Here is a 24,518-nt window from a genome sequence, read left to right as displayed (position 1 = left end):
ACTCAACGGGTGACATCTATTATATTAGTATAGATATTTTTCGGAATCGCCAAAATCAGCGTTGCACTCTTTCAATGAATAGGCTATAATATAGATGTATGCCACCGAACAGAGGATGTTCGCGGCACTATCCATATGAAAGAAAGGCGATACTATTGAATATCCTGATCCTGACCGCCTCGACCGGCGGAGGTCATAACCGCGCTGCCGACGCGCTGAGAACATATGTCGAAAAGAATCAACCCGATACGAACGTCGCGATCATCGACGCGATCGAGGAATGCTCCCCGGCGCTGAACTTCACCGTCGTCAAGGGATATAAGGCGCTGGTCACCCTGACGCCCGCGCTGTTCGGCGCGATGTATAAAAGCTCCGATAAAAAATCTCCGCTGTCCGATACGGTGAACATCATCTATCAGCAATGCAGCAAACGCCTGCAAAGCAAGATCGAAGAGCTCAATCCCGACGCTATCATCAGCTGTCATCCGTTCGCGGGCGCGATCGTCGGCTATATGAATCAGGAGGGCAGCATCCATATTCCGCTGATCTCCATCGTCACGGATTTTCTGCCCCACCGCACCTACATCTCGGACGGTATCACCGCCTATATCACCGCCTCTTCACAGGCAAAGGATATCTTAGCGGATGAATACGGGATCGAACGCGACACGATCTTTGACTACGGTCATCCGGTGTTTGAGCAGTTCTATGAGGGCAACGGCAAAAGCCGTGAGGAGGTGCTTGAGGAGCTGGGCTTTGACAAGGATAAGCTCACCGTGCTGATCATGGCGGGCAGCTTCGGCGTGACGGATATCCTCGAGATCTATGAGAATCTGCAAAAGATCGACGTCGACTACCAGATCATCGTCATCACCGGCCGCAACCAAAAGCTGTATGACGCGTTCCAAATGCTGCTCAATGACGAGAAGGAGTTCGTCACCGAGGAGGAGCCCGAATTGCTCCGACGCTTCCCCGACGATAACGTCCTGCGCTATATGTACTATCAGACGGAAAGTGTCGTGGAACAGCTGAACCGCACCTTCCGCCGCACGATCGAGGATCATAAGCCGACCAAGCTGTTTTTCTTTATCAACAACGTCGACGATTATATGCACGCGAGTGATCTGATCGTCACCAAGCCCGGCGGTCTGACCACCTCCGAGAGCATCGCCTGCGCGCTGCCGATGGTCGTGTTCAAGGCGTATCCCGGACAGGAGGAGCAGAACGCGGCGCTGTTGGTGGAGAACAACATCGGCGTGATCTTAGAGGAAAGCAGCAAGGCAGCCGAGACGGTCGGCAGTCTGCTCAAGGACAGAGCTAAGCTGGAATCCATGCGCGAGAGCTGCCGCAGCTATGTGCGCAAGAACTCGTGTCAGAATATCATTGAGCTGGCGAAGCGGCTGGCAGAGGAGAACGACAAAACGTGATCTCCCCACCCTTATCCGGCTCACCATAACGATCTGTATGAGAACATCCCCGCTTTGGGCAGTGTGCCCGGGGGATGTTTTTTTGCGGGTCAGGTGCATGATTATGCCTTCTTTGAAATTTATTGTGAATCTTTGCGGAAATCTATTTACTTCACCCCCGTTTCCCGCTATAATATAGGCTAAGAAAGTAGACGATTATATCATTATATATAACATATAATATAGAACATCAACCTCTGCCCCGCAAAGGAGAAAACGATGCTGCAAATCGAAGGCATACGAAAAGTATATAAAACGGGAAATCTGGTGCAAGAGGCGCTCAAGGGCGTGTCACTGAGCCTGCGTGACAATGAATTTGTCGCGATCCTCGGACAGAGCGGCTCCGGCAAAACGACCCTGTTGAATATCATCGGCGGACTGGATCGCTATGACGACGGCAACCTGATCATCAACGGCGTGAGCACAAAGCGCTATACCGACCGCGACTGGGACTCCTACCGCAACCATACCGTCGGATTCGTCTTTCAGAGCTACAACCTCATCCCCCACCAGACGGTTCTCAAAAATGTCGAGCTCGCGCTGACCATCAGCGGTATCAGCGCCAATGAGCGTGCCCGCCGCGCGACTGAAGCGCTCAAGGAGGTCGGGCTCGAGGAGCATATCCATAAAAAGCCCTCTCAGCTCTCCGGCGGTCAGATGCAGCGTGTCGCGATCGCGCGCGCGCTGGTCAACGATCCGGATATCCTGCTCGCCGACGAACCTACCGGCGCGCTGGACAGTGATACCAGTATCCAGGTCATGGATCTGCTCAAGAAGGTCGCCGAGGATCGGCTGGTCGTGATGGTCACCCACAACCCCGAGCTTGCCGAGCAATACGCGACGCGTATCGTGACCCTCAAGGACGGTGAGATCACCTCCGACTCCGATCCCTTCAACCCCGAGGGCAGCGACGCTGTCCATAAAAACCTCGGCAAATCCTCTATGTCGCTGCTGACCTCGCTGCAGCTGTCGTTCAATAACCTTTGGACAAAGAAAGCGCGCACGATCTTAGTCGCCTTTGCCGGTTCCATCGGCATCATCGGCATCGCGATGATCCTCGCGATGTCCAATGGCGCGAATGAATATATCCGCAGCGTCGAGGAGGACAGTCTGCAAGATTATCCCTTGCAGATCACCGATACCAGCTTTAACCTGACGTCGATGTACGCCGATTCGATGGCAGCGTCCGGCAGCTCCTCCGCCTCGACCGAGGATCAAAAGTCCGTAGAGGAATGGCGCACGATCACCAATATGTTCTCCGGCATGAACAAAAATGATCTGAAATCCCTCAAGGCATATTTCGAGAGCGATGAGTGCGATATCGATGAGCATGTCCAGTCGATCGAGTATGACTACAACATCGTTCCGCGCATCTACAGACAGACGGAGGACGATTACCGTCAGGTGAATCCCGACACCAGCTTTTCCGCTCTGGGCTTTTCCGGAACGGACGGCAGCTCGAACGGGCTTTTGTCCACCTTTACCAGCACCGACAGCTTCTTCCCGATGTCAGCGGATGAAGAGCTCTTCCAATCGGGCTTTGACCTGAAAGCCGGTAAATGGCCTGAAAGCTACAACGAATGTGTGTTGGCGCTTTCCTCCAACGGCAGAGTCTCCGATATGTCGCTGTACGCGATGGGATTGAAGGATCCCGAAGAGCTTGAGGACATGATCAACAAGTTCTCGGAGGGTAAAGCCGTCGACAACATCTCCGAGCCGGGACATTATGAATATGACGACTTTATCGGCATCGAATTCCGCATGGTATCCGTTACGGATTTTTATACCTACGACAAGAGCTATGAGGTCTGGACAGATCACAGCTCCGACAAGAGCTATGTCAAAAAGACGGTCGACGAGAAGGGTGAGCCGCTGAAGATCGTCGGCGTCATCCAGCCAAACGGCAACAACTCCTCCCCGCGGATCAATATCGGCATCGGCTACCCCGCGTCGCTGACACAGCATATCATCGACCTCGCCAAGGATTCACAGATCGTCAAGGATCAGATCGAGAATCCCGATATCGACGTCTTTACCGGTAAATCCTTCGACGACAAATCCAACAACAAGAATATGGATTTCAGCTCCCTGTTCTCAGTCGACAGCGACGCGATCACTGACGCTTTCAACTTAGGTGACAGCGGCTTTGATCTTTCCTCCATGGATCTGAGCGGGCTCGATTTCTCCGACATGGATCTCTCCGGCATGGATATGAGTTCGGCGGTTTCGGCGGACGACTTCAGCTCCCTGATGCCCGAGCTCAGCGCCTCGGAGATCGAAGATCTGCTGGGGAACATCAACTTCTCGATGACCTCCGACACCATGAAAACGCTGTTCACCAAGCTGCTCAGCGGCTATGAAAGCTACTCGGCATCCGACAGCCGCGCGGATATCTCCAAGCTGCCGTCATCACTGCGCCAGTTCCTCACCTCCGACGACGGCAAGGAGGTGCTGAAATCCATCATCAACGACTATCTCAACAAGCACAGTGACGACGCGATCAAGGAGGAGGATATCTCCGCTATCGCCGAAAACCTGATCGCGGGATATCCGCTGTGGCTGACAAAACACAACTATGAGCTTGACGATTATACCCATATCGCCGAGTACATGCAGTCCGATGACGCAAAGCAGATCCTCACGGACGGTGCGGAAGGACTGCGCAAAAAGGTGGAGTCGCTCTCCCCGACCGACGAGGAGCTCAACAGTATGGCTTCTCAGCTCGTCAGCGGATATGAGAGCTACGCCGACAGCCATGATCTGCCCTCGGCGTCCTACCTGCTGACCTCGTTCACCAAGTACCTCGCCACCGATGAGGCTACCTCGCTGATCAAGGACGCTGTTGCCGACGCGATCGACACCTCCGCCCTCGAAAGCAGCGTATCCAAATACTCCGACATCGTGACGGCACAGCTGAGCGGCGTGATGACAAAGATCATCTCCGCGATGACCGGTCAGATCACCTCCGCTCTGCAGTCGAGCATGGCTTCCCTGACCTCCGGTATCTCGGATAACCTGCTCAGCGCCTTTGACTTCAACACCGACACACTGGCGGATCTCTTCAAGACCGAGATGACCGCCGAGGAGCTCAAGGATCTGATGGTATCGCTGTTGTCCACGACACAGAGCTCCTATGACGGCAACCTCAGAAAGCTGGGCTATGCCGACCTCGATAATCCGTCCACCATCACCATCTATCCCAAGGACTTTGACAGTAAACAGCACATCAAGGATCTGATCAGCGATTATAACGATCGGATGAAAGCGGCGGGTGACGACGATAAGGTGATCGAATACACCGACATCGTCGACGCGCTGATGAGCTCGATCACGATGATCATCAACGCCATCAGCTATATCCTGATCGCGTTTGTCGCAGTCTCGCTGGTGGTATCGTCCATCATGATCGGCGTCATCACCTATATCAGCGTGCTGGAGCGCAAAAAGGAGATCGGCATCCTCAGGGCGATCGGCGCGTCCAAGCGCAATATCTCTCAGGTGTTCAACGCCGAGACCTTCATCATCGGCGCCTTGGCGGGTGTGATCGGCGTGGGTATCACCGCGCTGATCATCATACCGGCGAACGCGATCCTGCATTCGCTGACCAATCAGCAGAACATAAACGCGATCCTGCCGCCTGCCGCCGCGGGGATCCTGATCCTGCTGAGCATCGTGCTGACGCTCATCGGCGGTATCATCCCGTCGCGCAAAGCGGCTAAGAGCGATCCCGTCACGGCACTGCGCTCCGAATAAAAAACGACTCGACGAACAAATTGACTCGCAAATACCGAACGAAAACGGAGGTTTATTATGGTACGCGTCATCGATAAAGAGGTTCTCTCATCCGATAAAAAGCATATGTTAAAGGGCAAAGTCTATCTGCCCGAGGGAGTGGCGAAGGGCTTATTCCACGTGGTTCACGGCATGACCGAGTATATCGGCCGCTATGACGGCTTCATGCGAAAAATGGCGGAATCCGGCTACATCACCTTCGGATACGACCACATCGGTCACGGTCAGACCGCATCCAAGGAAGAACTGGGCTTTTTTGCCGAGAAAGACAGCTGGAGGCTGTTGGTGGACGATGTGTTCCTCTTCGGCAAAGAAGTGAAAAACGAGATGGGCAAGGCGCTCCCGTTGATCCTCATGGGGCACAGCATGGGCTCGTTCATCGTGCGCCTGACCGCCGCGAAGTACGATCACTGCGACAAGCTGATCATCATGGGCACCGGCGGTCCCAATCCCGCTTCGGGCGCGGGCATCGCGCTGAGCGGTGTACTGAAAAAGCTCAAGGGTACCCGCGGCTACTCCGACCTGATCTACTCGATGGCGTTCGGCTCCTACAACAAGGGATTTGAGCATGAAAACGATAAATACGCGTGGCTTTCCGTGGACAGAGCGAACCGTGACCGTTATCGCAAGGATCCGCTGTGCACCTTTTTGTTCACGGTTTCCGCGATGCAGGATCTGGTGAAGCTGAACAAATACAGCAACGATCAGGGCTGGTTCGATAAGATCAACAAGAAAATGCCCATCCTCCTGCTCTCCGGCAGTGAGGATCCCGTCGGCGAACACGGCAAGGGCATCAAAAAGGTCTTTGCGCTTCTCAAGGAGAAAGGCGCCAATGTCCATATGAAGCTCTATGAGGGCTATCGTCACGAGATCCTTCAGGATTTTTGCAAGGATGACGTCATCAACGACATCCTCGTCTTTGTCGGCTGATCAATAGCGCGTCCGCTTTGATCGCACGACAAATACAATAAAATCGGATCGATCCCCTCCCCTATACCGAACAATGAAAAATGCGCCCGACCATCGCGGTCGGGCGCTGTTTTGTTGGATCAAATGGGAGGAAGCTCACCGGGGATTGACATTATTTCTTTTCCTTGAGGACGACAGATGTTCTGGCGGGAACAGAAAGCTTGGTATTGGAGAGCTTCGGGGTCTCTGTGGAGGGGCTCTCCGCCTTATCCGCGGTCGACCAGCCTCTGAGCTCGGGCTTTTCGATCGCATCGATCGTCAGCTCCTTTGCCTCTTTGCCGCCGTTATGGATGACCAGCACACGGCTGTCGTTATAATTGATCAGCAAGCCGGTGCACATGGGATCTTCGAAATCCACGACCTTTTCGATGCTGCCGCGGGCGATCTCGGGATTTTGCAGGCGGATCTTGATCAGCTTGCGGTAGGTGTTCAGCAGGCTGTGCTCCTGACCGAGCTGCTGCTCCACGCCGCCGAGCTCGTTCTTCTGCACGGCGGGTGAGCCCTGGAACTTGATATCGGGCAGATTCTCGTTATCCCAGATCATCGCGGTGCGGTAGTTGGCGTCGCCTTTGGAGGACGGTGCTTCGATACCGATCTCTTCGCCGTAATAGGTGAAGGTGTTGCCGGGCGCGAGCATATACAGCGCCGCAGCCATCTTATTATCTTCCTCTTCCAGTATGCTGTACAGACGCAGCATATCGTGATTGCTCAGGAAGTTGGCGTTGATCGCCTTTTCGTTGTGCTTCTTGATATTATCGTCAAACTTTTTGAGCTTGGTCGCCATGTCCGCCACATTGCCGTGTGACGCGACGATGAACTCGCCGCCGTTGCCGGCGAACTTAAAGTTGAACTGGCTGTCGATGCCGCTGTCGTACATCTCATAGATGTCGCCGGACTCAGACCAGTTCTCACCGACCATATAGACGTCGGGGTTGTAGCCCTGTGCCATCTGATAGAACCACTTCATGAACTCGACGCCGTCGGTATCCTTATCTTCAAAGTGCTTGATCGCGTCAAGACGGAAGCCGTCTACGCCTCTGTCAAGCCAGAATTTGGTGACCTTTTCAAAATAATCACGGGTTCCCTGATAGCTCAGGTTCCAGTCGGGCATCGTGGAATCAAACTGTCCCTCATAGTAATAATCGGAACCCATGACGGGGCGATTATAGGTGCTGTCCTGTGTTTTTGACACATTATAATAGCGCGCGTAGCCGTCTTCTTTGCCCTCGCGCAGTTCTTCGCCTGCTTTCTCGAAGAACTCGTGGTCATTACCGCTGTGATTGAGCACCAGATCGATGATGACCTTGACGCCGCGTTCATGGCACGCGGTGAGCAGCTTATCGAAGTCCTCGAGCGTTCCGAAATCGGGATCGATATTGAAGTAGTCGCGCACATTGTACTTGTGGTAGGACTGTGACGGCATCATCGGCGAGAGCCAGATACCGTCGGCGCCGAGGTCGTCGCCGCCGTTGGGATCGCCGTCATTGATATAATCCAGCTTGGAAAGCACGCCGGGCAGATCGCCGATCTTGTCATTGTTGGAATCGCAGAACGATCCGATCCATACCTGATAGTAATCGCGATATTTGTCCTTTGACGCCTCCGCCTTATTGTTATCTACAGGGTCGCCGGATTTGTTGCCGCCGCATGCCGCGAGCAACGATACGATCAGGCAAATCGCTAAAAGAAGGGATAGTACTTTTTTCATATTACTCTCCTATTCGTTATCTATGGTGGTAGGGACGACCAGTGGTCGTCCGCATAGGACTGTCACAAACGATATGATTCCTATATAATACGCCGCTTTATCCACACACAGTGCAAACGTGGTATTGAACCGCCTTCTTATTCGGTTGAGATTGCCACGGGGCGCATACGAATCGTCATTACGAGGAGGAACAGCGTTCCGATGTGTTAATCTCAACCTTAGGATGAAGAGAGTTGAACCCCAATTGGTTTATAGCGGTAGATTTCCGCCTGCTCTTCGTCAAAATCCTCGTGAATACGCCAGTATTCACTCCGGCTTTTCCTCGACCAGACAAAAATCTACTCGCTATAAACTGCTTCGCACCGAGAATGAGATCATTTTTCATGGATTTCTCGGTGCAGAGGAGGAGTAACCCTGACGGGTTGCGATCGACGATAAGCCGATAAAGACTGAAAATGACTCATTATCGGCAATTGAGTTCGACTCCCTTCATCCTAACTTTCGCGCCCCTCACAATGACTATTCTGAATAAAAAGCTTTGTATCAATGGGAACATAATACACTTGCGTCGGACGAGCAATGCTCGTCCCTACATCATCATCAAAAACCACAAAAGGGCGGAGTAGCAACCCCGCCCTTTGCAATATCAACCTAATTAGCCCTTTACGCCGCCGGCGGTGACGCCTTCTACATAATATCTCTGCATGACAAGGAAGAGAATTGTGATAGGTACCGCAACTACGACGGAACCGGCGAGGAACATCTTGAACTGCGTCAGTGACTTACCGGCAGCCAACATGTTTTGCAGGCCGATCGCGACCGTATAGTTATCGATCTTGGAGCCCATGATGATCTTAGCCAAGATGAAGTCCGTCCAAGGACCGATAAAGGATGTCAGTACGGTGTAGACGATGATCGGCTTTGACATCGGAAGAATGATCTTCCAGAAGATCTGGTTCTTCGTTGCGCCGTCGATGGTCGCAGCCTCGTCCAGCGCTCTCGGAATCGTATCGAAGAAGCCCTTACTGATCTGATAGCCTAAGCCCGCGCCTGCCGAATAGCAGATAACCAGCGCTACCAGCGTCTGGGTCAGACCCATAGCCTTTAACAGGTAATAGATAGCGATCATGGTCATGAAGCCGGGGAACATACCCAGAATCATACCGATGTTGATCATCGGCTTTCTCGCCTTGAATCTCAGTCGGCTGAACGCATAGGAAACCATCATAACAGCCAGAGTGGAGATGATGCAGCTGAAGATCGCTACGATAAAGGTGTTCAGGAACCATCTGGGGAAGTTGGTACCGCCGCCGGTTACCGTGAACAGATCGATGTAGTTCTGGAATGAGTAGGACTTGGGGATCAGATAGTCAACCTGTGCCAGACCCTCTGCTCTGAAGGAGTGGAGGACCAGGTATACAAGCGGAGAGATCCAGATAAGTCCCAAACCGCCGAGAAGGACATAGACAAAGATATTGGTAATAACTCTGCGAATCTTATAACTCTTAATCATGAGAATTCCTCCTCGTTCTTAGCTGACTTCGTCAGGTTGAAGGTGAGCAAGGAAATCGTAGCGCAGACGATGAATACCAGAATACCGATCGCGGCAGCCAGGTTATAGTCGTGCTCATTCATTGTCAGCTTAAACAACCATGTGACAAGCAAGTCGGTGTGACCCGCTTTGTACAAGTCATTAGAATTCTGCAGATTTGACGTCAACAGGTAGATAACGTTGAAGTTATTGATGTTGCCGACAAAGCTGGTGATGAGGTAAGGAGTGGTGACGAAGAGCATGTAGGGCAGGGTGATGCTGAAGAAGGACTTCACAGGACCCGCGCCGTCGATCGTCGCACTCTCATATAGGTCAGCCGGAATATTCATCAGAATACCGGATGTAATCAAAATCGTGTAGGGAATACCTACCCAGCAGTTAACAACGATAACCGTGATACGCGCTACCGTCGGATCGCCGCCCAAGAAGTCGATGTGCTGCGGTATGATATGCAGCACTTCACACAAGAGCGTGTTGATCGCACCGTCGTTAACATTCAGCATCTGGCTCATGAGCAGCAGAGATACGAACTGAGGAACCGCAACGGTAACAACGAACAGGGTTCTCCACAGCGCCTTGAGCTTGATGCCCTTTTTGTTGATCATCAGGGCTACGACCATACCTAAGATGTAGTTGAGTACGGTAGCGAAAACAGCCCAAATCAGGGTCCATTCAGTCAATTCGATAAAGGTAGCGCCCATCGAGGCTCTGCCTGATGTTTCAAATACCTGCCTGAATGTATCAAATCCGACCCACGTGAACAGATGCGCCAACTCGTTATGATCGCTGTCGAAGTTCGTGAACGCGATCAGGATCATGAAGATCAGCGGCAGGATGGTGAAAACGGAGATCGTCAGCGTCGGGAACGCGAGAAGCGTTACATGGAACTTGCTGTCGAGGAATTCCTTCATCTCATCCTTGAAGCCGATGGGCTTTTTGCCTTCGGCAACGGTCTGCTGTGCCTTGTAAGCGGATTTGGTGTTTGCAATATAAACGCAGAAGAAAAGAACGGTAACGATGATGGTCATAACGCCGTACAGAAGGATCAGCATGGAGTTATCCGGAACGATACCTTTGACACGACGACCGTTCTCATCTACCGGGCTGACAGTGCCCAGTGTCGGGAACTTGACAAGATAGCCCCATCCGAAGAATATCATGAACAGGATGTACGCTACCTCTACGAGCAGGAACAAAAAGCCCTTGACAAGCTGTCCCTTGGAAGCGTTACCTACACCCATGATGAGGTAGGAACATTTAGTCGCCCAATCACCCTTTACAAATCTCGAGAAATATCCGGCAAAGCCTTTTCCGATGGTTAAGAAGATTCTCTTGAAAAATCTGCCGATCGCGCAGAAGATCTTCTTTAAGTTGCCGGGTAAAGCCTTAAAGAACTTTACGAAATTATAACCGAATTTCTGGAAGGGATTGAGCTGTACATAATCAATATAATTCATCAGTTCACTTCCCAGTATAGATTTATACCGCGCAGCGGTAATGTGATCGCTCAAGGCGATCTCTCAGTCAGGCGGCAGGGCGCCGCCTGACTGTCGGACTGTTTAAGATACGGATAGAATCCTGCACCGCTGCTGCGGTGAATCGATCAAAGAATTATTCGTCCTTGATGTTGGTGATGGTCTTGTTGAATTCGGTCTTGATGCCGTCTCTGGTGATATCCTTGGTCTTTACGAGATAGTTACCGAGGGTACCCATGGGAGCCCAGAAGGTATCAGCGATGTTGACCTGGGGCAGAGCGAACTTCGCCTGCTCGAGGCAAGCCATGGAACCGAGGTTAGCCTTGACTGTGTCAGACTCAACAGCAACCTTGTTGGAGGGGCTCCAGGACAGCTTCTCTGCACGAGCCAGCTGGCACTTCTCGCCTGCGAGGTAGTTAGCCAGAGCGTGAGCGGTGTAGGGAGCCTTGGACTGAGCGTTAACGCCGATGAGCTTGTAACCGCTCATGGAGATGATCTGAGTGTCAGTGCCCTTGATGTTGATGGTGGGGAGCTTAGCAGCGCCGTAATCGTCGCCGAGCTTGCTCTTAACGGTAGCAGCGTTCCAGGAACCGTCGATACCTGCAGCTACGGATCTGGGGTTCTGAGCCATACCGGAACCGGTCTTATCAACGTTATCGGACTGGAAGATGTCGCTGTACTCATGGAACAGGTTAGCGAATGCCTCGAGAGAATCTACGACCTTCTCTTCGTCATAGCTGTTGAACTGCTGTACGCCTTCATCGTTCAGACCCTGGATCTCAAGACCGCCGGTGAACATGAACATGCAGGAATAGAAACCGTTACCGGCATCCATGTTGAACTTCTTACCGGCCTTGCGGCAAGCTTCGAGAACGCCCTCAAAGGTCTTAGCGTCTTCGTCAGAAACAACGCTCTTATCGTATACGAGATAGTAGCCGTTCTCACCGGTCTCGGGGTAAGCGAGGAGTTCGCCCTTCATGGTAGCAGCCTCAACAGAAGCCTCGGAGTCGCGACCCTTGACTTCGCTGACATAATCGATGCCGAGATTGTCTTCAGCCTTCGGAACGGGATCGAGAACCTTGGACTTATCCAGACGGTTCATCTGGTCGCATGCAAAGCTGAATACGTCGCCCGCAACAGACGGGTCGTTCAGGATCTGAGCAGCTACGTCGCCCTCTTCCTGAGGCTTAACATCGATGGTGATGTTCTTGTCGGAATGTTCACTCTTGAACTCTTCGCATAACTGCTGAGTCAGTTCAACAGCAGCTTCGGGAGCCCATACCAGCAGTGTGACATTGTCTTCACCCTGGAAAACGTCGCCTTTTGCGGCGCCGCCGTTGCTGCCGCCGTTGTTGTTGCCGCCGCAGGCAGCGAGTACGGATGCCAGCATCATAACTGCCAGCAACAGAGCAATGATTTTTTTCATGTTTGTTTTCCTTCTTTCTTTCCAAAAATATTTTTTGGATAGCTGCACCGAGAATCCGGACCGGCGCACCTAATCACTGTATCAATTTTACCATAGTTGCCCCTGTGATTTCAACTCCTTTTGTACTTTTTATCTAAAACATTAATTTGGGATTTGATTTTTGTTGGTTTTGACAATTGAAAAAAAGATTATTGTTTGTTTTGCATAAATGCTGTCCTTTGTTTTTGTAGAATATAACTGTTTCGCTTTTGTGCAACTTGTCAGTGTCATCTCTTTGAAACATAGGTCAATGTTGCTCGCACAGGGATTTATTTTTCTGCATCGGAATTAAACCAACCGTGTACCGAAGTTTTCAAATATTTTCGTCTATTTTGACTAAATTGACATTTTACCTCTAAAAAGACACGTTGACATTCCGCCTGTTTTCTATGTATAATATATAGGTATCAACACCGCATTCACACAACGGGATCGCTGTTTTGCGCAAAAACGGATCCTGTTCGTCATATCATGGAGGTTCCCGATGAAACTGATCGAATTACTGAAAAACTGTGAATATACCGTAGACGCGGGCTCGCTTGACGTCAACATCAAGGATGTGATCTATGACAGCCGCAAGGTCGTCAAGGGCTGCGTCTTTGTCGCGCTCAAGGGCTACAACGTCGACGGTCACAAGTTCATCCCCGACGCGGTAGAGCGCGGCGCAAGGGCGCTGGTCGTCGAGAATGAGGGCGTCGCGTATGACGGCGTCACCGTCGTCCGCGTCAAGGACGCGCGTGCCACACTGGCGCTGATGAGCGTGGAATTCTTCGGCAGACCCGCCGAGGAGCTGACCACCATCGCCGTCACGGGAACCAAGGGCAAGACCACCACGGTCGCCATGATCCGCTCCATCTTAGAGAACGCGGGCATCAAGACCGGCACCATCGGCACCTTAGGCATCCTGATCGATAACCGTATCTACAAGACCAACAACACCACGCCCGAGAGCTATGAGATCCAGCAGGCGATGCGCCGCATGGTCAGCGAGGGCTGTAAGGCGATGGTCGTCGAGGCGTCGTCTCTCGGATTGAAATGGCACCGCACCGACGGGATCCTCTTTGATTACGGCATCTTCACCAACTTCTCCAGCGATCATATCGGCGACAGCGAGCACAAGGATATGGCGGAATACCTCGCCTGCAAAGCCCTGCTCTTTAGGCGCTGCAAGACCGGTCTCATCAACATCGATGATGAGAATGCCAAGGGCGTGACTGAGGGTCACACCTGCGAGATCGAGACCTACGGCTACAGCGAGAATGCCGATCTTGTCGCGCACGGTGACGAGCTGGTCGCGAAGCGCGGCTTCATCGGCGTACATTTCAAGACCACCGGCGTCGAGGAGCTGAGCGTAAACGTCGCGATCCCGGGACGCTTCTCCGTCTACAACGCGCTTGCCGCGATCGCGGTATGCCGCCATTTTGCCATCGACAAGCAGGATATCCTCGACGGATTGAAGAGCGTCAAGGTCAAGGGCAGAGTCGAGGTCGTGCCGGTACCCGGCAACTACACCATGCTCATCGACTACGCGCACAACGCGGTATCGATGGAGAACGTGCTCTCAACCCTGCGCGAATATAAGCCCCACCGCCTGATCACGATGTTCGGCGCGGGCGGTAACCGTCCGAAGAGCCGCCGCTTCGAGATGGGCGAGGTCAGCGGCAAGCTGAGCGACCTCTCCGTCGTCACTGAGGACAACAGCCGCTTTGAGGATGTGAATGACATCATTGCGGATATCAAGGTCGGTCTCGACAAGGTAGGCGGCAAATACGTCGTCATTCCCAACCGTATCGACGCGATCCGCTACTGCATCGAGAACGCCGAGGCGGGCGATATCATCGTCCTCGCCGGTAAGGGTCACGAGGATTATCAGGAGATCCGCGGCGTGAAATACCACATGGATGAGCGCGAGATCATCGCCGACATCATCGACGCCGATCAGGACGACGAGGATGATGACGATTCCGGCAACAGATAACAGATGTCGGGATTGCCGCGGGCTGAGCGTTTGCTTGCCTCTCGCAATAACTATCAAAACACCAACAACGCCCTGCGGCTCAAAACCGCAGGGCGTTTCGTTATCTTATTGTATCTCGCTGACGCTCGAACAATTATGCAATCCCTCAGCTTCGCCTTGCTCAGCAGCTCCCTTTACAAAAGGGAGCCTTTATCGAGTATTATTCTGCAGGGATGATTTCGACCCAGTGGCCGCCGCCTACCGCGGCGTAGATCTGAACCATCGCGGTCAGCTCATGGGAATCGTTGAAGAACATCTTAGACGCTTTGATGTTGCTGTCCTCGAGCGTCTTGCTCCTCATCTCGTCATTATCCTTCAGATTGCTGTATTTGCCGTCATAATATGAGGTCAGGTTGGTTTTCAGCGTACTGATCGCGGTGTTGTAGTCATGATTGGTCATGGAGCAGAGCTTTTCGGCGCTCAGCTCGCTGCCGTCGGTGATATCAAAGCAATAGCACAGTCCGGTGGTATTGCCGCCGTCGACCTTCTCCTTGACATAGACGCTGAGGAACTTATCATACAAATAGGCTTCATAATACAGCTCGCTCACATAGTTATATTTTTCGGGATCGTCAAAATAAGTACCGTATGTCTTAATGATCTCACTGTTCGCGGCCTTGGCGTCACTGCTGCTCAACAAGACCTCGGGGATCGCACAGCGCTTTTCACCGCCGCCGGGCAGGATGATGACCGATTCTTTCGCATCCTTGATATAATCCGAAATAACAGCGGTAGAGGAATCGTTCTTCACCTCTTTATTTCTCGCGTTAGAAGACGCTACATCGGGATCTTGTTTTTCATCATCTTTTGCTTTCTCGGATTTTGACGACTTAGACGAGGGCACATAGGTAGGCAAGGGCGCGTCTGTCGGACTCGTCGACTTTCCCTTTTTGGGCAAATAAGAGCATGCGCTCAGCGCGCTCGCCGTCAATATACCGGCAAGCAATAATGCTAACAATCGTTTCATGATCATTTCCTCCTAACGATAGTATCTTTATCATAAACCATTATCGGGCAAATAGCAAGTCACATAGGTATTTTACACATATTTTTTCCCGATTGACCGTATTTTTACTACAGCGAAATGTCCCGCAAATCTTGCATTTGCTCCAAAAGATGGTAAAATAGTGTGGGCATTTCTATTAATATGCAAATTTCGACATGGATTGACAGGCGTTTTTGCCGACTTACGTATATGTCGTTTGATAAGAGGACAACATGAAGATAAACGATCCGAAAAACAGAACAGAGGGCAATCTGCTGCTGGGCATCGACATCGGCTCCACGACCGCCAAGCTCGCTCTGATCGATGACGGCGAGCTGATCTACAGCCGCTACGAACGCCACTTCTCGCAGGTGCGCCAAAAGACGCTCGAAATGGTGGAAGCGATCAAGGAACTGCTCGACGGACGCAGCTTTACCGTTGCGGTATCCGGCTCGGCGGGCATGGGCATGGCGAATGCCGCGCGGCTGAGCTTTGTGCAGGAGGTCTACGCCACCGCCGAATGTGTGCGCTGCTTACAACCCGACACCGACGCGGTGATCGAGCTGGGCGGTGAGGACGCGAAGATCATCTTCTTCACCGGCGGACTGGACGAGCGCATGAACGGCTCCTGCGCGGGCGGTACCGGCGCGTTCATCGACCAGATGGCAACCCTCTTGAACCTCTCCAACACCGAGATGGATGAGCTGAGTCTGACGCATCAACACCTCTACCCCATTGCCTCGCGCTGCGGCGTATTCGCGAAAACGGATATCCAGCCGCTGATCAACCAGGGCGCGACCAAGGCGGATATCGCCGCCTCCATCTATCAGGCGGTCGTCAATCAGACCGTCGGCGGACTGGCGCAGGGCAGAAAGATCGAGGGCAAGGTCATGTTCCTCGGCGGGCCGCTCCACTACTGCATGGGGCTCAGAGAGCGCTTTGTCGAGACGTTGAAGCTCAGCGAAGAGAACGCGATCTTCCCCGGCTACGGGCTGTACGCCGTCGCGATCGGCGCGTCGCTCTACTCCGAGGACAGCGAACTGATGGGCTATGAGGAGCTGGTAAAGCGCCTCAAAGAGAGCATGAAGCACAAGGAGAAGGTTTCGACCTTACCTCCTCTGTTCAAGGATAAAAACGAATATCAGGCGTTCATCCACCGCCATACGCAGAACAGTGTCAAGACCGAGTACGCCGGCGGCTATACGGGCGACGCGTATATCGGCATCGACTGCGGCTCCACGACGACCAAGCTGGTCGTCATCACCGACAGCTGCGACATCATCTACACCTACTACAGCTCCAACAAGGGCAATCCCGTACAGATCGTTCAGGAACAGCTGGCAAAGATCTATGACGAGTTCGGCGACAAGCTGACGATCCGCGGATGCGCCGTCACCGGCTACGGTGAGGAGCTGATCAAGCGCGCGTTTTCCATCGACTTCGGTCTGGTGGAAACGATGGCGCATTATACCGCCGCGAAGTTCTTTGACAAAAATGTCGACTTCATCCTCGATATCGGCGGTCAGGATATCAAATGCTTCAAGATCCGCAACAACAGTATCGACAGCATCATGCTCAACGAGGCTTGCTCCTCGGGCTGCGGCTCGTTCATCGAGACCTTCGCGCAGTCGATGGGCTACACGGTCGAGGAATTCGCCCGTCAGGGATTGTTCTCCATGGCGCCGGTCGACCTCGGCACACGCTGTACGGTGTTCATGAACTCGTCCGTCAAGCAGGCGCAGAAGGACGGCGCCTCGGTGCAGGATATCTCGGCGGGGCTCTCGCTGTCGGTCGTCAAAAACGCGATCTACAAGGTCATCCGCGCCACCACGCCCGACGAACTGGGGCAAAGGATCGTCGTGCAGGGCGGCACCTTCATGAACGACGCGGTACTGCGCTGTTTTGAAAAAGAGATCGGGCGCGAGGTCGTGCGCCCCAATATCGCGGGACTGATGGGCGCGTTCGGCGCGGCATTGTACGCGAAAGAGCACCGTCCCAAAACATCATCTATCCTTGATGCTCAGGCGGTCAGAACGCTCAGGCATGAAAGCCGCTCGGCGGTATGCAAGGGCTGTACCAACAACTGCCGTCTGACGATCAATATCTTCAACGGCAAGGATAAGCTCATCTCGGGCAACCAGTGCGAAAAGGGCGCGGGCATCCGACTCAGCGACGATGAAAAGCTACCCAACCTCTATGAATATAAACGTCAGCTGATAGAGAACTATCAGACATCAAACCATCAACCTGACAACCCTCCGTCCCTTGACACGCGTGTCCGGGACACCTCCCTTAGGAAAGGGAGGCGAACAATAGGTCTGCCGATGGCGCTGGGTATGTACGAGCTGTACCCGTTGTGGCACACCATCTTCACTCAGCTCGGCTTTGAGGTCGTCGGATCGGGCTTTTCGACCCGCAAGCTGTATCAAAAGGGTCAGTTCTCCATTCCGTCCGACACCGTATGCTATCCCGCCAAGCTCATGCACGGTCACATCGAGACCCTGCTCGAGCAGGATGCAGACGCGATCTTCTACCCCTGCCTGACCTATAATATCAACGAAAACAAGGGCGACAACTTCTACAACTGTCCTGTCGTCGCCTATTACTCCGAGCTGCTGCAGAGCAACATGGACTCGCTCAAGCAGACGAAGTTCCTGTGCCCCTATCTGAACATCAACAGCGAAAAGGAGCTCAGCCGTGAGCTGACGCTCGTTTTATCCAAACACTTTGACTTTATCAAAAAATCCGACGTGACCCGCGCGGTCAAGGCGGGTATTGCCGAATACCACGCGCATATGCAGCGCGTCTATGACGAGGGCGCGCGCGCCGTGAAGTTCGCGCGCGATAAGGGCAAGCGCATCATGATCCTCGCGGGCAGACCCTATCACATCGATCCCGAGATCTGCCACGGCATCGACAAGCTGGCGACCTCGCTGGGCTTTGTCGTAGTCAGTGAGGACAGCGTGACCGCCGACAAAGAGCCGCCCACCCTCGGCGTGCTCAACCAGTGGACCTACCACAGCCGTCTGTACGCGGCGGCACAGTATGCCTCGGAGCATGACGATACCCAGCTCGTACAGCTGGTATCCTTCGGCTGCGGCGTGGACGCGGTCACCACCGACGAGGTGCGTTCCATTCTCGAGCGCAACGGCAAACTCTATACACAGATCAAGATCGACGAGATCACCAACCTCGGCGCGGTCAGGATCCGTCTGCGCAGTCTGATCGGCGCATTACAGGAAAGGGGGCAGTAATATGGCGGTCGCAAAAGCGGATTATGTGAAATTCACCAAAGAAATGCGGGACGAATACACCATCCTCGTCCCCACCATGCTGCCCATCCACTTCAAGCTGATCTCCAACGTGCTGGTGCGATACGGCTATAAGATCGACTTTCTCGAGGACGTTGACGGCAACATCAAGGAATCGGGACTGCGGTATGTCCACAACGACACCTGCTATCCCGCGCTGCTGGTCATCGGACAGCTGATCAACGCGGTCGAATCGGGGCGCTATGACAAGGACAAGATCGCCCTGCTGATCACCCAGACAGGCGGCGGCTGCCGTGCCTCCAACTACATCTACTTATTGCGCAAGGCGCTGAAAAAGGCGGGCTACGGGCACATCCCCGTCATCTCGCTGAACTTCAATATGCTCGAAAGTCACCCGGGCTTTCAACTGACATTGCCGATGCTGTACCGTATGCTGTACTGCGCGTTCTACGGCGATCTGATGATGCTGATGGCGAACCAGTGCCGTCCGTATGAAAAGCGCAAGGGTGACACCGACCGGGTGGTGAAAAAGTGGGTGAACCGTCTGCTCGACGAAAGCTCCCACAGCTCCACCATGCGCTACAGCCATGTCAAGAAGAACTATCGGCTGATTGCGGACGACTTCAACAAGATCCTCGGCGATACGCCGCGCGACAAGGTCAAGGTCGGCATCGTCGGCGAGATCTATGTCAAGTTCTCCCCCTTGGGCAACAATAATCTGGAACAATTCCTATTGAAAGAAAATGTCGAGCCCGTCATCCCGGGCTTTGTCGACTTTTGTCTGTACTGTGTTTATAACGGTCTGGTCGACTATGACCTGTACCGTATCCGACCATTCAAGGCGTTCGGCTCCAAATTCCTGTACCGCTTTTTGCTGAAAAAACAGCGCTACATCCGCAAAATGATGCAGGACTACTACCCGAACTTCATGCCGATGGCGGACTTTGACGAAACGCAAAAGCGCGTCAAGGGCTATATCAACCAGGGCGCGAAGATGGGCGAGGGCTGGCTTTTAACGGCAGAAATGCTCGAGCTGATCAGCGAGGGTGTGAACAACATCATCTGCACCCAGCCGTTCGGATGCCTGCCGAACCATATCGCTGGCAAGGGCATGATGAAGCCGATCAAGGAGCGCAATCCGGGGGTCAACATCGTCGCCATCGACTACGACCCCGGCGCCACCGCGATCAATCAGGAAAACCGCATCAAGCTGATGCTGTCCAACGCGGAGCGCTGATCATGCTGTATGAAAAGCTGAAGGATTACGCAAACAGCGGCACATATCCGTTCCATATGCCGGGGCATAAACGGATCGCGGAAAGCGGTCTGCCCTATGAGATCGACATCACGGAGATCGACGGCTTTGACAATCTGCACGAGCCTTGCGGATGCCTTGCTCGGTTGCAAAAGGACGCGGCGGAGCTGTTCCGTTCACGCTATGCGTTCGCGCTGGTGAACGGCTCGACCGTCGGGATCCTCGCGGCAACGCGCGCGATGACAAAGGACGGCGACCGCGTGCTGATCGCCCGCAACAGCCACATGGCGGTCTATCACGCCGCCGAGCTGTGCCGACTCGATACGGAATACATCCTGCCCGACACGGTCGACGGATCAGGGATCTTTGCATCAGTATCTCCCGCATCGGTCGAAAAGATGCTGAAAGCGAATCCCGAAACCTCTCTGGTCGTCATCACCTCCCCCACCTATGAGGGCGTGGTGTCGGATATCAGAAGCATCGCCGCGATCTGTCATCGATACGGTGCGAGGTTGTTGGTCGACGAAGCGCACGGAGCGCACTTTCCGTTTTCGGACAGCTTCCCGAAAAGCGCTGTCCAATGCGGCGCCGACGCGGCTGTGACCAGTCTGCACAAGACGCTGCCCGCCATGACGCAAACGGCGCTGCTGCTGACAAATGATGATGGTTTGGCGAAAGAAATGCAGCGGCAGCTTTCTGTTTTTGAAACGAGCAGTCCATCCTATGTACTGCTCGCGTCCGTCGACCGCTGTCTGACTTTTTTGAAGGACAGCCGCGGTGCTTTTGACGATTATACAAGACGGCTTTTAGAATTCCGGCAATCCGCTACATCCCTGCGGCATTTGTCCGTCGCGCATGATGAGCTGATCAACGCCGGGAATGTGTTTGACTTCGATATCGGCAAGCTATGCATCTTCGGTAACGGCTGTATGAGCGGCAGGGAGCTCATGGATACGCTCCGATCGGACTATCACCTTGAGCTCGAGATGGCGCTCGGCGACTATGCGCTCGCGATGACGTCCGTGTGCGATACCGACGAGGGCTTTGACCGCCTGATCAACGCGCTTGTCGACATTGACAGCAAATGCAAAGCGGCAGATCACCCGAAAACCATCACCGCCTCTTTCCTGCCCCAAAAGCGCTGTACCATCAGCGAAGCCCTCAACGCGGACGGCGAGATGCGCGACATCGATCAAGCTGAGGGAAAGATCTCACGCGAATATGTCCGCGCCTATCCGCCGGGCATCCCGATCATCGCGCCCGGTGAAGTGATCGACTGCGAGGTGCTCCGGCAGCTCATGGCTTTGAGGACGGCGGGAAATGAGATCGTCACCGACAATTCGGCGTTCCCGCTAATTTCAATAATCGGTTGACAAAGCACGCACCGCGTGTTAGAATATCCATATAAATCAAGATAAATCAAGGAGTTGACAATTATGAAAAGAATCCAGACCATAGAGACTCGTGACCTTCAGAAGAGCGTTAAGACCGGCGGCTGCGGCGAATGCCAGACCTCCTGCCAGTCTGCTTGCAAGACTTCCTGCGGCGTTGCTAACCAGCAGTGCGAGAAGTGCCTCAGCGAGAAGTAATTACGTCTGAACACAATAAGGAACTTTCAGCCGTTATACCGCCAAGGTCTGACGGCTTTCCTTATGCAATGAATTAACGAACGGTCATTACGGACAGCATCATCAAGTTAAGGAAATAGTATCTCGCTGACGCTCGATCAATCGATACAATTCCTCAGTCGACTGACACGCGTGTCAGCCGACAGCTCCTTTTCCCAAAAGGAGCCTTCCTTAACTTAATGACATTGTTCATTACGGAGGAACTTATGATACACCGTTACAAACTCAACGGCTACAACATCGTCCTCGATGTTTTCAGCGGCAGCGTCCATGTCGTGGACGATCTCGCGTATGATATCATCGGGATGTACGAGGATACGGACACAGACGGCATCATCGCCGCCATGCTCAAGCAGTACGCCGATGACGCTTCTGTTGATGAAGCCGAGATCCGCGACTGCATCGATGATATCGAGGAACTGAAAGAGCAGGGCAAGCTGTTCACCGCTGACGATTACGCGGATCTTGCCTTTGACTTCAAGGCGCGCAACACCGTCATCAAGGCGCTGTGCCTGCACGTCGCGCACACCTGCAACCTCAACTGCGAATACTGCTTCGCAAGCCAAGGCAAGTATCACGGCGACAGAGCGCTGATGAGCTTTGATGTTGCCAAGCAGGCGATCGACTTTTTGATCGAGCACTCGGGCTCGAGGAAGAATCTTGAGATCGACTTCTTCGGCGGCGAACCCCTGATGAACTTTGACGTCGTCAAAGAAATCACCGCCTATTGCAGAAGCATCGAAAAGGAAAAGGGCAAGAACTTCCGCTTTACGCTGACCACCAACGGCGTTCTGCTCGATGACGAGGTGATCGACTTCGCCAACAAGGAGTGCCACAACGTCGTGCTCAGCCTCGACGGCAGAAAAGAGGTACATGACCGCCTGAGAAAAACCGTCAACGGCAACGGCAGTTATGATTTGATTGTGCCGAAGTTCCGGCACTTTGTCGAAAGACGCGGCAACAAGGGCTATTATATCCGCGGCACCTTCACCCACAACAACACCGATTTCACCAACGATATCTTCCACATGGCGGACCTCGGTTTTACGGAGCTTTCGATGGAGCCGGTGGTATGCCCGCCCGATGATCCGTACGCGCTGACTTATGACGATCTGCCCGTGCTCTTTGAGCAGTATGAGATCCTCGCCAAGGATATGCTCAGACGGGAAAAGGAAGGCAAGCCCATCACCTTCTATCACTATATGCTCGACCTGAACGCGGGTCCGTGCATCTACAAGCGTATCTCGGGTTGCGGCTCGGGTACGGAGTATATGGCGGTCACCCCGTGGGGCGATCTGTATCCGTGTCACCAGTTCGTCGGCAACACCGAACACCTGCTGGGCAACGTCTATGACGGCGTCACCAACCCCGCTGTGCAGGATGAATTCAAGCTGTGCAACGCTTATGCCCGCCCCGACTGCAAGGATTGCTGGGCAAAGCTGTATTGCTCCGGCGGATGTGCCGCAAACGCCTATCACGCGACAGGCTCCGTCACCGGAACCTACCAATACGGCTGTGAGCTGTTCAAAAAGCGTATCGAGTGCGCCATCATGATGAAGGTGGCACAGGCTCAAAACGCCGAGTGACCGATAAAAACAACAGATAAAGCAGCACTGCGATGAGAAAACGCGGTGCTGCTTTTTGTTTTAGATCACAGGATAAAACAAACGATAATCCCGCTCTTTGCAAAAAAATCTTCTTTACCTATTTACAAACGCAAAAAAATAGTGTATAATATCTTAGCGTTATGGGGGTATAGCTCAGTTGGTAGCCCGACAGGATGGCTTACGCACCCCATGAGCACAATGTGCCGACGGCACCTGAAAATATCATACATTTGACACGGGGGTATAGCTCAGTTGGTAGCCCAACAGGTTGCCTTACGCACCCCATAAGCAAAATGTGCCGATGGCACCTGACAATTTCATACATTTGACACGGGGGTATAGCTCAGATGGTAGAGCGCTTGGTTCGCATTCAAGAGGTCAGGGGTTCGATTCCCCTTATCTCCACCACGAACTTTGGGAGTATCACCATGATACTCCCTCTTTTCTTATTGTGAGTTTTGTGTTATATTTTTTGAAAGATAAATCGGAATTTAGGTGATGAAAAATGATAAATAAGCTATTTGAAAAACTTTCCGAATTTGATCAGGTGGAGGCGATTGCGCTCGGCGGTTCACGTTCGGGAGAAAACTATGATGAAAAATCCGATTATGATGTGTATGTTTACATCACTGCACCAATCAGAGAAGAAAGCAGACGCGCATTGTTGGCTGATTACTGCCAATATATGGAGATTGGAAACCATTACTGGGAATACGAGGATAACTGCGTTCTGAACAATGGAATCGACATCGACATCCTTTATCGCAATCTGGACGAATTTTGTGACGGTGTTGCGAGAGTTGTGGAAAGGTTTGAGGCATACAACGGATATACTACCTGTATGTGGCATAACCTTTTGACCTGTAAAATTGTCTGCGATAAGTACGGAAGGCTTCTAAACGCCAAAGAACGCTTTTCCGTTCCTTATCCCGAAGAACTCCGAAATAACATCATCAAAAGAAACACAGCTCTTTTATACAGCGCCATGCCTGCATACTCCCTGCAATTGAAAAAGGCGAACGGCAGAAACGACAGAGTAAGCGTTGTTCACAGAACAGCCGCCTTTTTGGAATCGTATTTTGATGTGATTTTCGCATTGAACATGCAAACACATCCCGGCGAAAAGCGATTGATTGAGCTTTGCAGAAATAATTGCACTATTCTTCCTGATCACTTTGAAGAAAACCTCAACCGACTTTTTGATGATATGTTGATACACAGCGATAATCTGACCGAAGATTTGAATACTGTTATTACAGAGCTTAAATCAGTGCTAATACGGGAGAGTTTATGATATTATCCGTAAAAACCTGATGTGAAAAACCCG

15 protein-coding genes and 1 tRNA gene are annotated in these 24,518 nt (G+C 52.7%); 11 read left to right on the top strand and 5 right to left on the bottom strand.

Annotated elements, in window-relative coordinates; all coding sequences use genetic code 11:
* Positions 1-155 precede the first annotated feature (155 nt).
* From JKK62_RS02755 to JKK62_RS02745, 3 genes are all read left to right on the top strand, one after another.
* The gene (locus tag JKK62_RS02755; protein WP_201426879.1) at positions 156-1,427 is read left to right on the top strand and encodes an MGDG synthase family glycosyltransferase; all 1,272 of its coding nucleotides are present in this window, start codon (positions 156-158) and stop codon (positions 1,425-1,427) included.
* Between the two features lie 258 nt (positions 1,428-1,685).
* Positions 1,686-5,219 carry an ABC transporter ATP-binding protein/permease gene (locus JKK62_RS02750; protein WP_201426878.1) on the top strand — a complete coding sequence of 1,178 codons (3,534 nt, stop codon included), beginning with the start codon at positions 1,686-1,688 and terminating at the stop codon, positions 5,217-5,219.
* Positions 5,220-5,276: 57 nt separating this feature from the next.
* Positions 5,277-6,188, top strand: coding sequence for an alpha/beta fold hydrolase (locus JKK62_RS02745; protein ID WP_201426877.1), 912 nt, complete (start codon positions 5,277-5,279; stop codon positions 6,186-6,188).
* A gap of 151 nt (positions 6,189-6,339) precedes the next feature.
* On the opposite strand, the gene JKK62_RS02740 is transcribed toward JKK62_RS02745, so the two are convergent.
* From JKK62_RS02740 to JKK62_RS02725, 4 genes are all read right to left on the bottom strand, one after another.
* Positions 6,340-7,935, bottom strand: coding sequence for an alpha-amylase family glycosyl hydrolase (locus JKK62_RS02740; RefSeq protein ID WP_201426876.1), 1,596 nt, complete (start codon positions 7,933-7,935; stop codon positions 6,340-6,342).
* 655 nt (positions 7,936-8,590) lie between these two features.
* Positions 8,591-9,448 carry a sugar ABC transporter permease gene (locus JKK62_RS02735; protein ID WP_201426875.1) on the bottom strand — a complete coding sequence of 286 codons (858 nt, stop codon included), beginning with the start codon at positions 9,446-9,448 and terminating at the stop codon, positions 8,591-8,593.
* Positions 9,445-10,944 carry a carbohydrate ABC transporter permease gene (locus tag JKK62_RS02730; RefSeq protein ID WP_201426874.1) on the bottom strand — a complete coding sequence of 500 codons (1,500 nt, stop codon included), beginning with the start codon at positions 10,942-10,944 and terminating at the stop codon, positions 9,445-9,447. Before JKK62_RS02730 ends, JKK62_RS02735 begins: the two co-directional genes overlap by 4 nt.
* Before the next feature lie 154 nt (positions 10,945-11,098).
* On the bottom strand, positions 11,099-12,388 hold the full coding sequence (locus JKK62_RS02725; RefSeq protein WP_201426873.1) for an extracellular solute-binding protein: 1,290 nt from the start codon (positions 12,386-12,388) through the stop codon (positions 11,099-11,101).
* A 523-nt stretch (positions 12,389-12,911) separates the two neighbouring features.
* On the opposite strand from JKK62_RS02725, the gene JKK62_RS02720 reads away from it, so the two are divergent.
* Positions 12,912-14,405: a UDP-N-acetylmuramoyl-L-alanyl-D-glutamate--2,6-diaminopimelate ligase gene (locus JKK62_RS02720; RefSeq protein ID WP_201426872.1), complete on the top strand. Its 1,494-nt coding sequence runs from the start codon at positions 12,912-12,914 to the stop codon at positions 14,403-14,405.
* Between the two features lie 199 nt (positions 14,406-14,604).
* On the opposite strand, the gene JKK62_RS02715 is transcribed toward JKK62_RS02720, so the two are convergent.
* A complete protein-coding gene (locus JKK62_RS02715; protein ID WP_201426871.1) occupies positions 14,605-15,411 on the bottom strand; it encodes a hypothetical protein in 807 nt (268 codons plus the stop codon).
* Between the two features lie 251 nt (positions 15,412-15,662).
* On the opposite strand from JKK62_RS02715, the gene JKK62_RS02710 reads away from it, so the two are divergent.
* From JKK62_RS02710 to JKK62_RS02680, 7 genes are all read left to right on the top strand, one after another.
* Positions 15,663-18,683 (top strand): acyl-CoA dehydratase activase, encoded by a 3,021-nt coding sequence (locus JKK62_RS02710; protein ID WP_201426870.1) that lies wholly within the window; start codon positions 15,663-15,665, stop codon positions 18,681-18,683.
* Between the two features lies 1 nt (position 18,684).
* Positions 18,685-19,938 carry a 2-hydroxyacyl-CoA dehydratase gene (locus JKK62_RS17720; RefSeq protein ID WP_201426869.1) on the top strand — a complete coding sequence of 418 codons (1,254 nt, stop codon included), beginning with the start codon at positions 18,685-18,687 and terminating at the stop codon, positions 19,936-19,938.
* 2 nt (positions 19,939-19,940) lie between these two features.
* Entirely contained in the window at positions 19,941-21,329 is a 1,389-nt protein-coding gene (locus JKK62_RS02700; RefSeq protein WP_201426868.1) for an aminotransferase class I/II-fold pyridoxal phosphate-dependent enzyme, read from the top strand.
* 63 nt (positions 21,330-21,392) lie between these two features.
* Positions 21,393-21,545 (top strand): six-cysteine ranthipeptide SCIFF, encoded by a 153-nt coding sequence (gene scfA / locus JKK62_RS02695; RefSeq protein WP_201426867.1) that lies wholly within the window; start codon positions 21,393-21,395, stop codon positions 21,543-21,545.
* Positions 21,546-21,790: 245 nt separating this feature from the next.
* Positions 21,791-23,170: a thioether cross-link-forming SCIFF peptide maturase gene (gene scfB, locus JKK62_RS02690; RefSeq protein WP_201426866.1), complete on the top strand. Its 1,380-nt coding sequence runs from the start codon at positions 21,791-21,793 to the stop codon at positions 23,168-23,170.
* 353 nt (positions 23,171-23,523) lie between these two features.
* Positions 23,524-23,599, top strand: a tRNA-Ala gene (locus JKK62_RS02685).
* Positions 23,600-23,696: 97 nt separating this feature from the next.
* A complete protein-coding gene (locus JKK62_RS02680; RefSeq protein ID WP_201426865.1) occupies positions 23,697-24,485 on the top strand; it encodes a nucleotidyltransferase domain-containing protein in 789 nt (262 codons plus the stop codon).
* Positions 24,486-24,518 lie beyond the last annotated feature (33 nt).

The organism is Ruminococcus difficilis (genome assembly GCF_016680995.1).
Note: the sequence above shows the minus strand (reverse complement) of the source record. Positions and strands in the feature narration are given on the sequence as shown.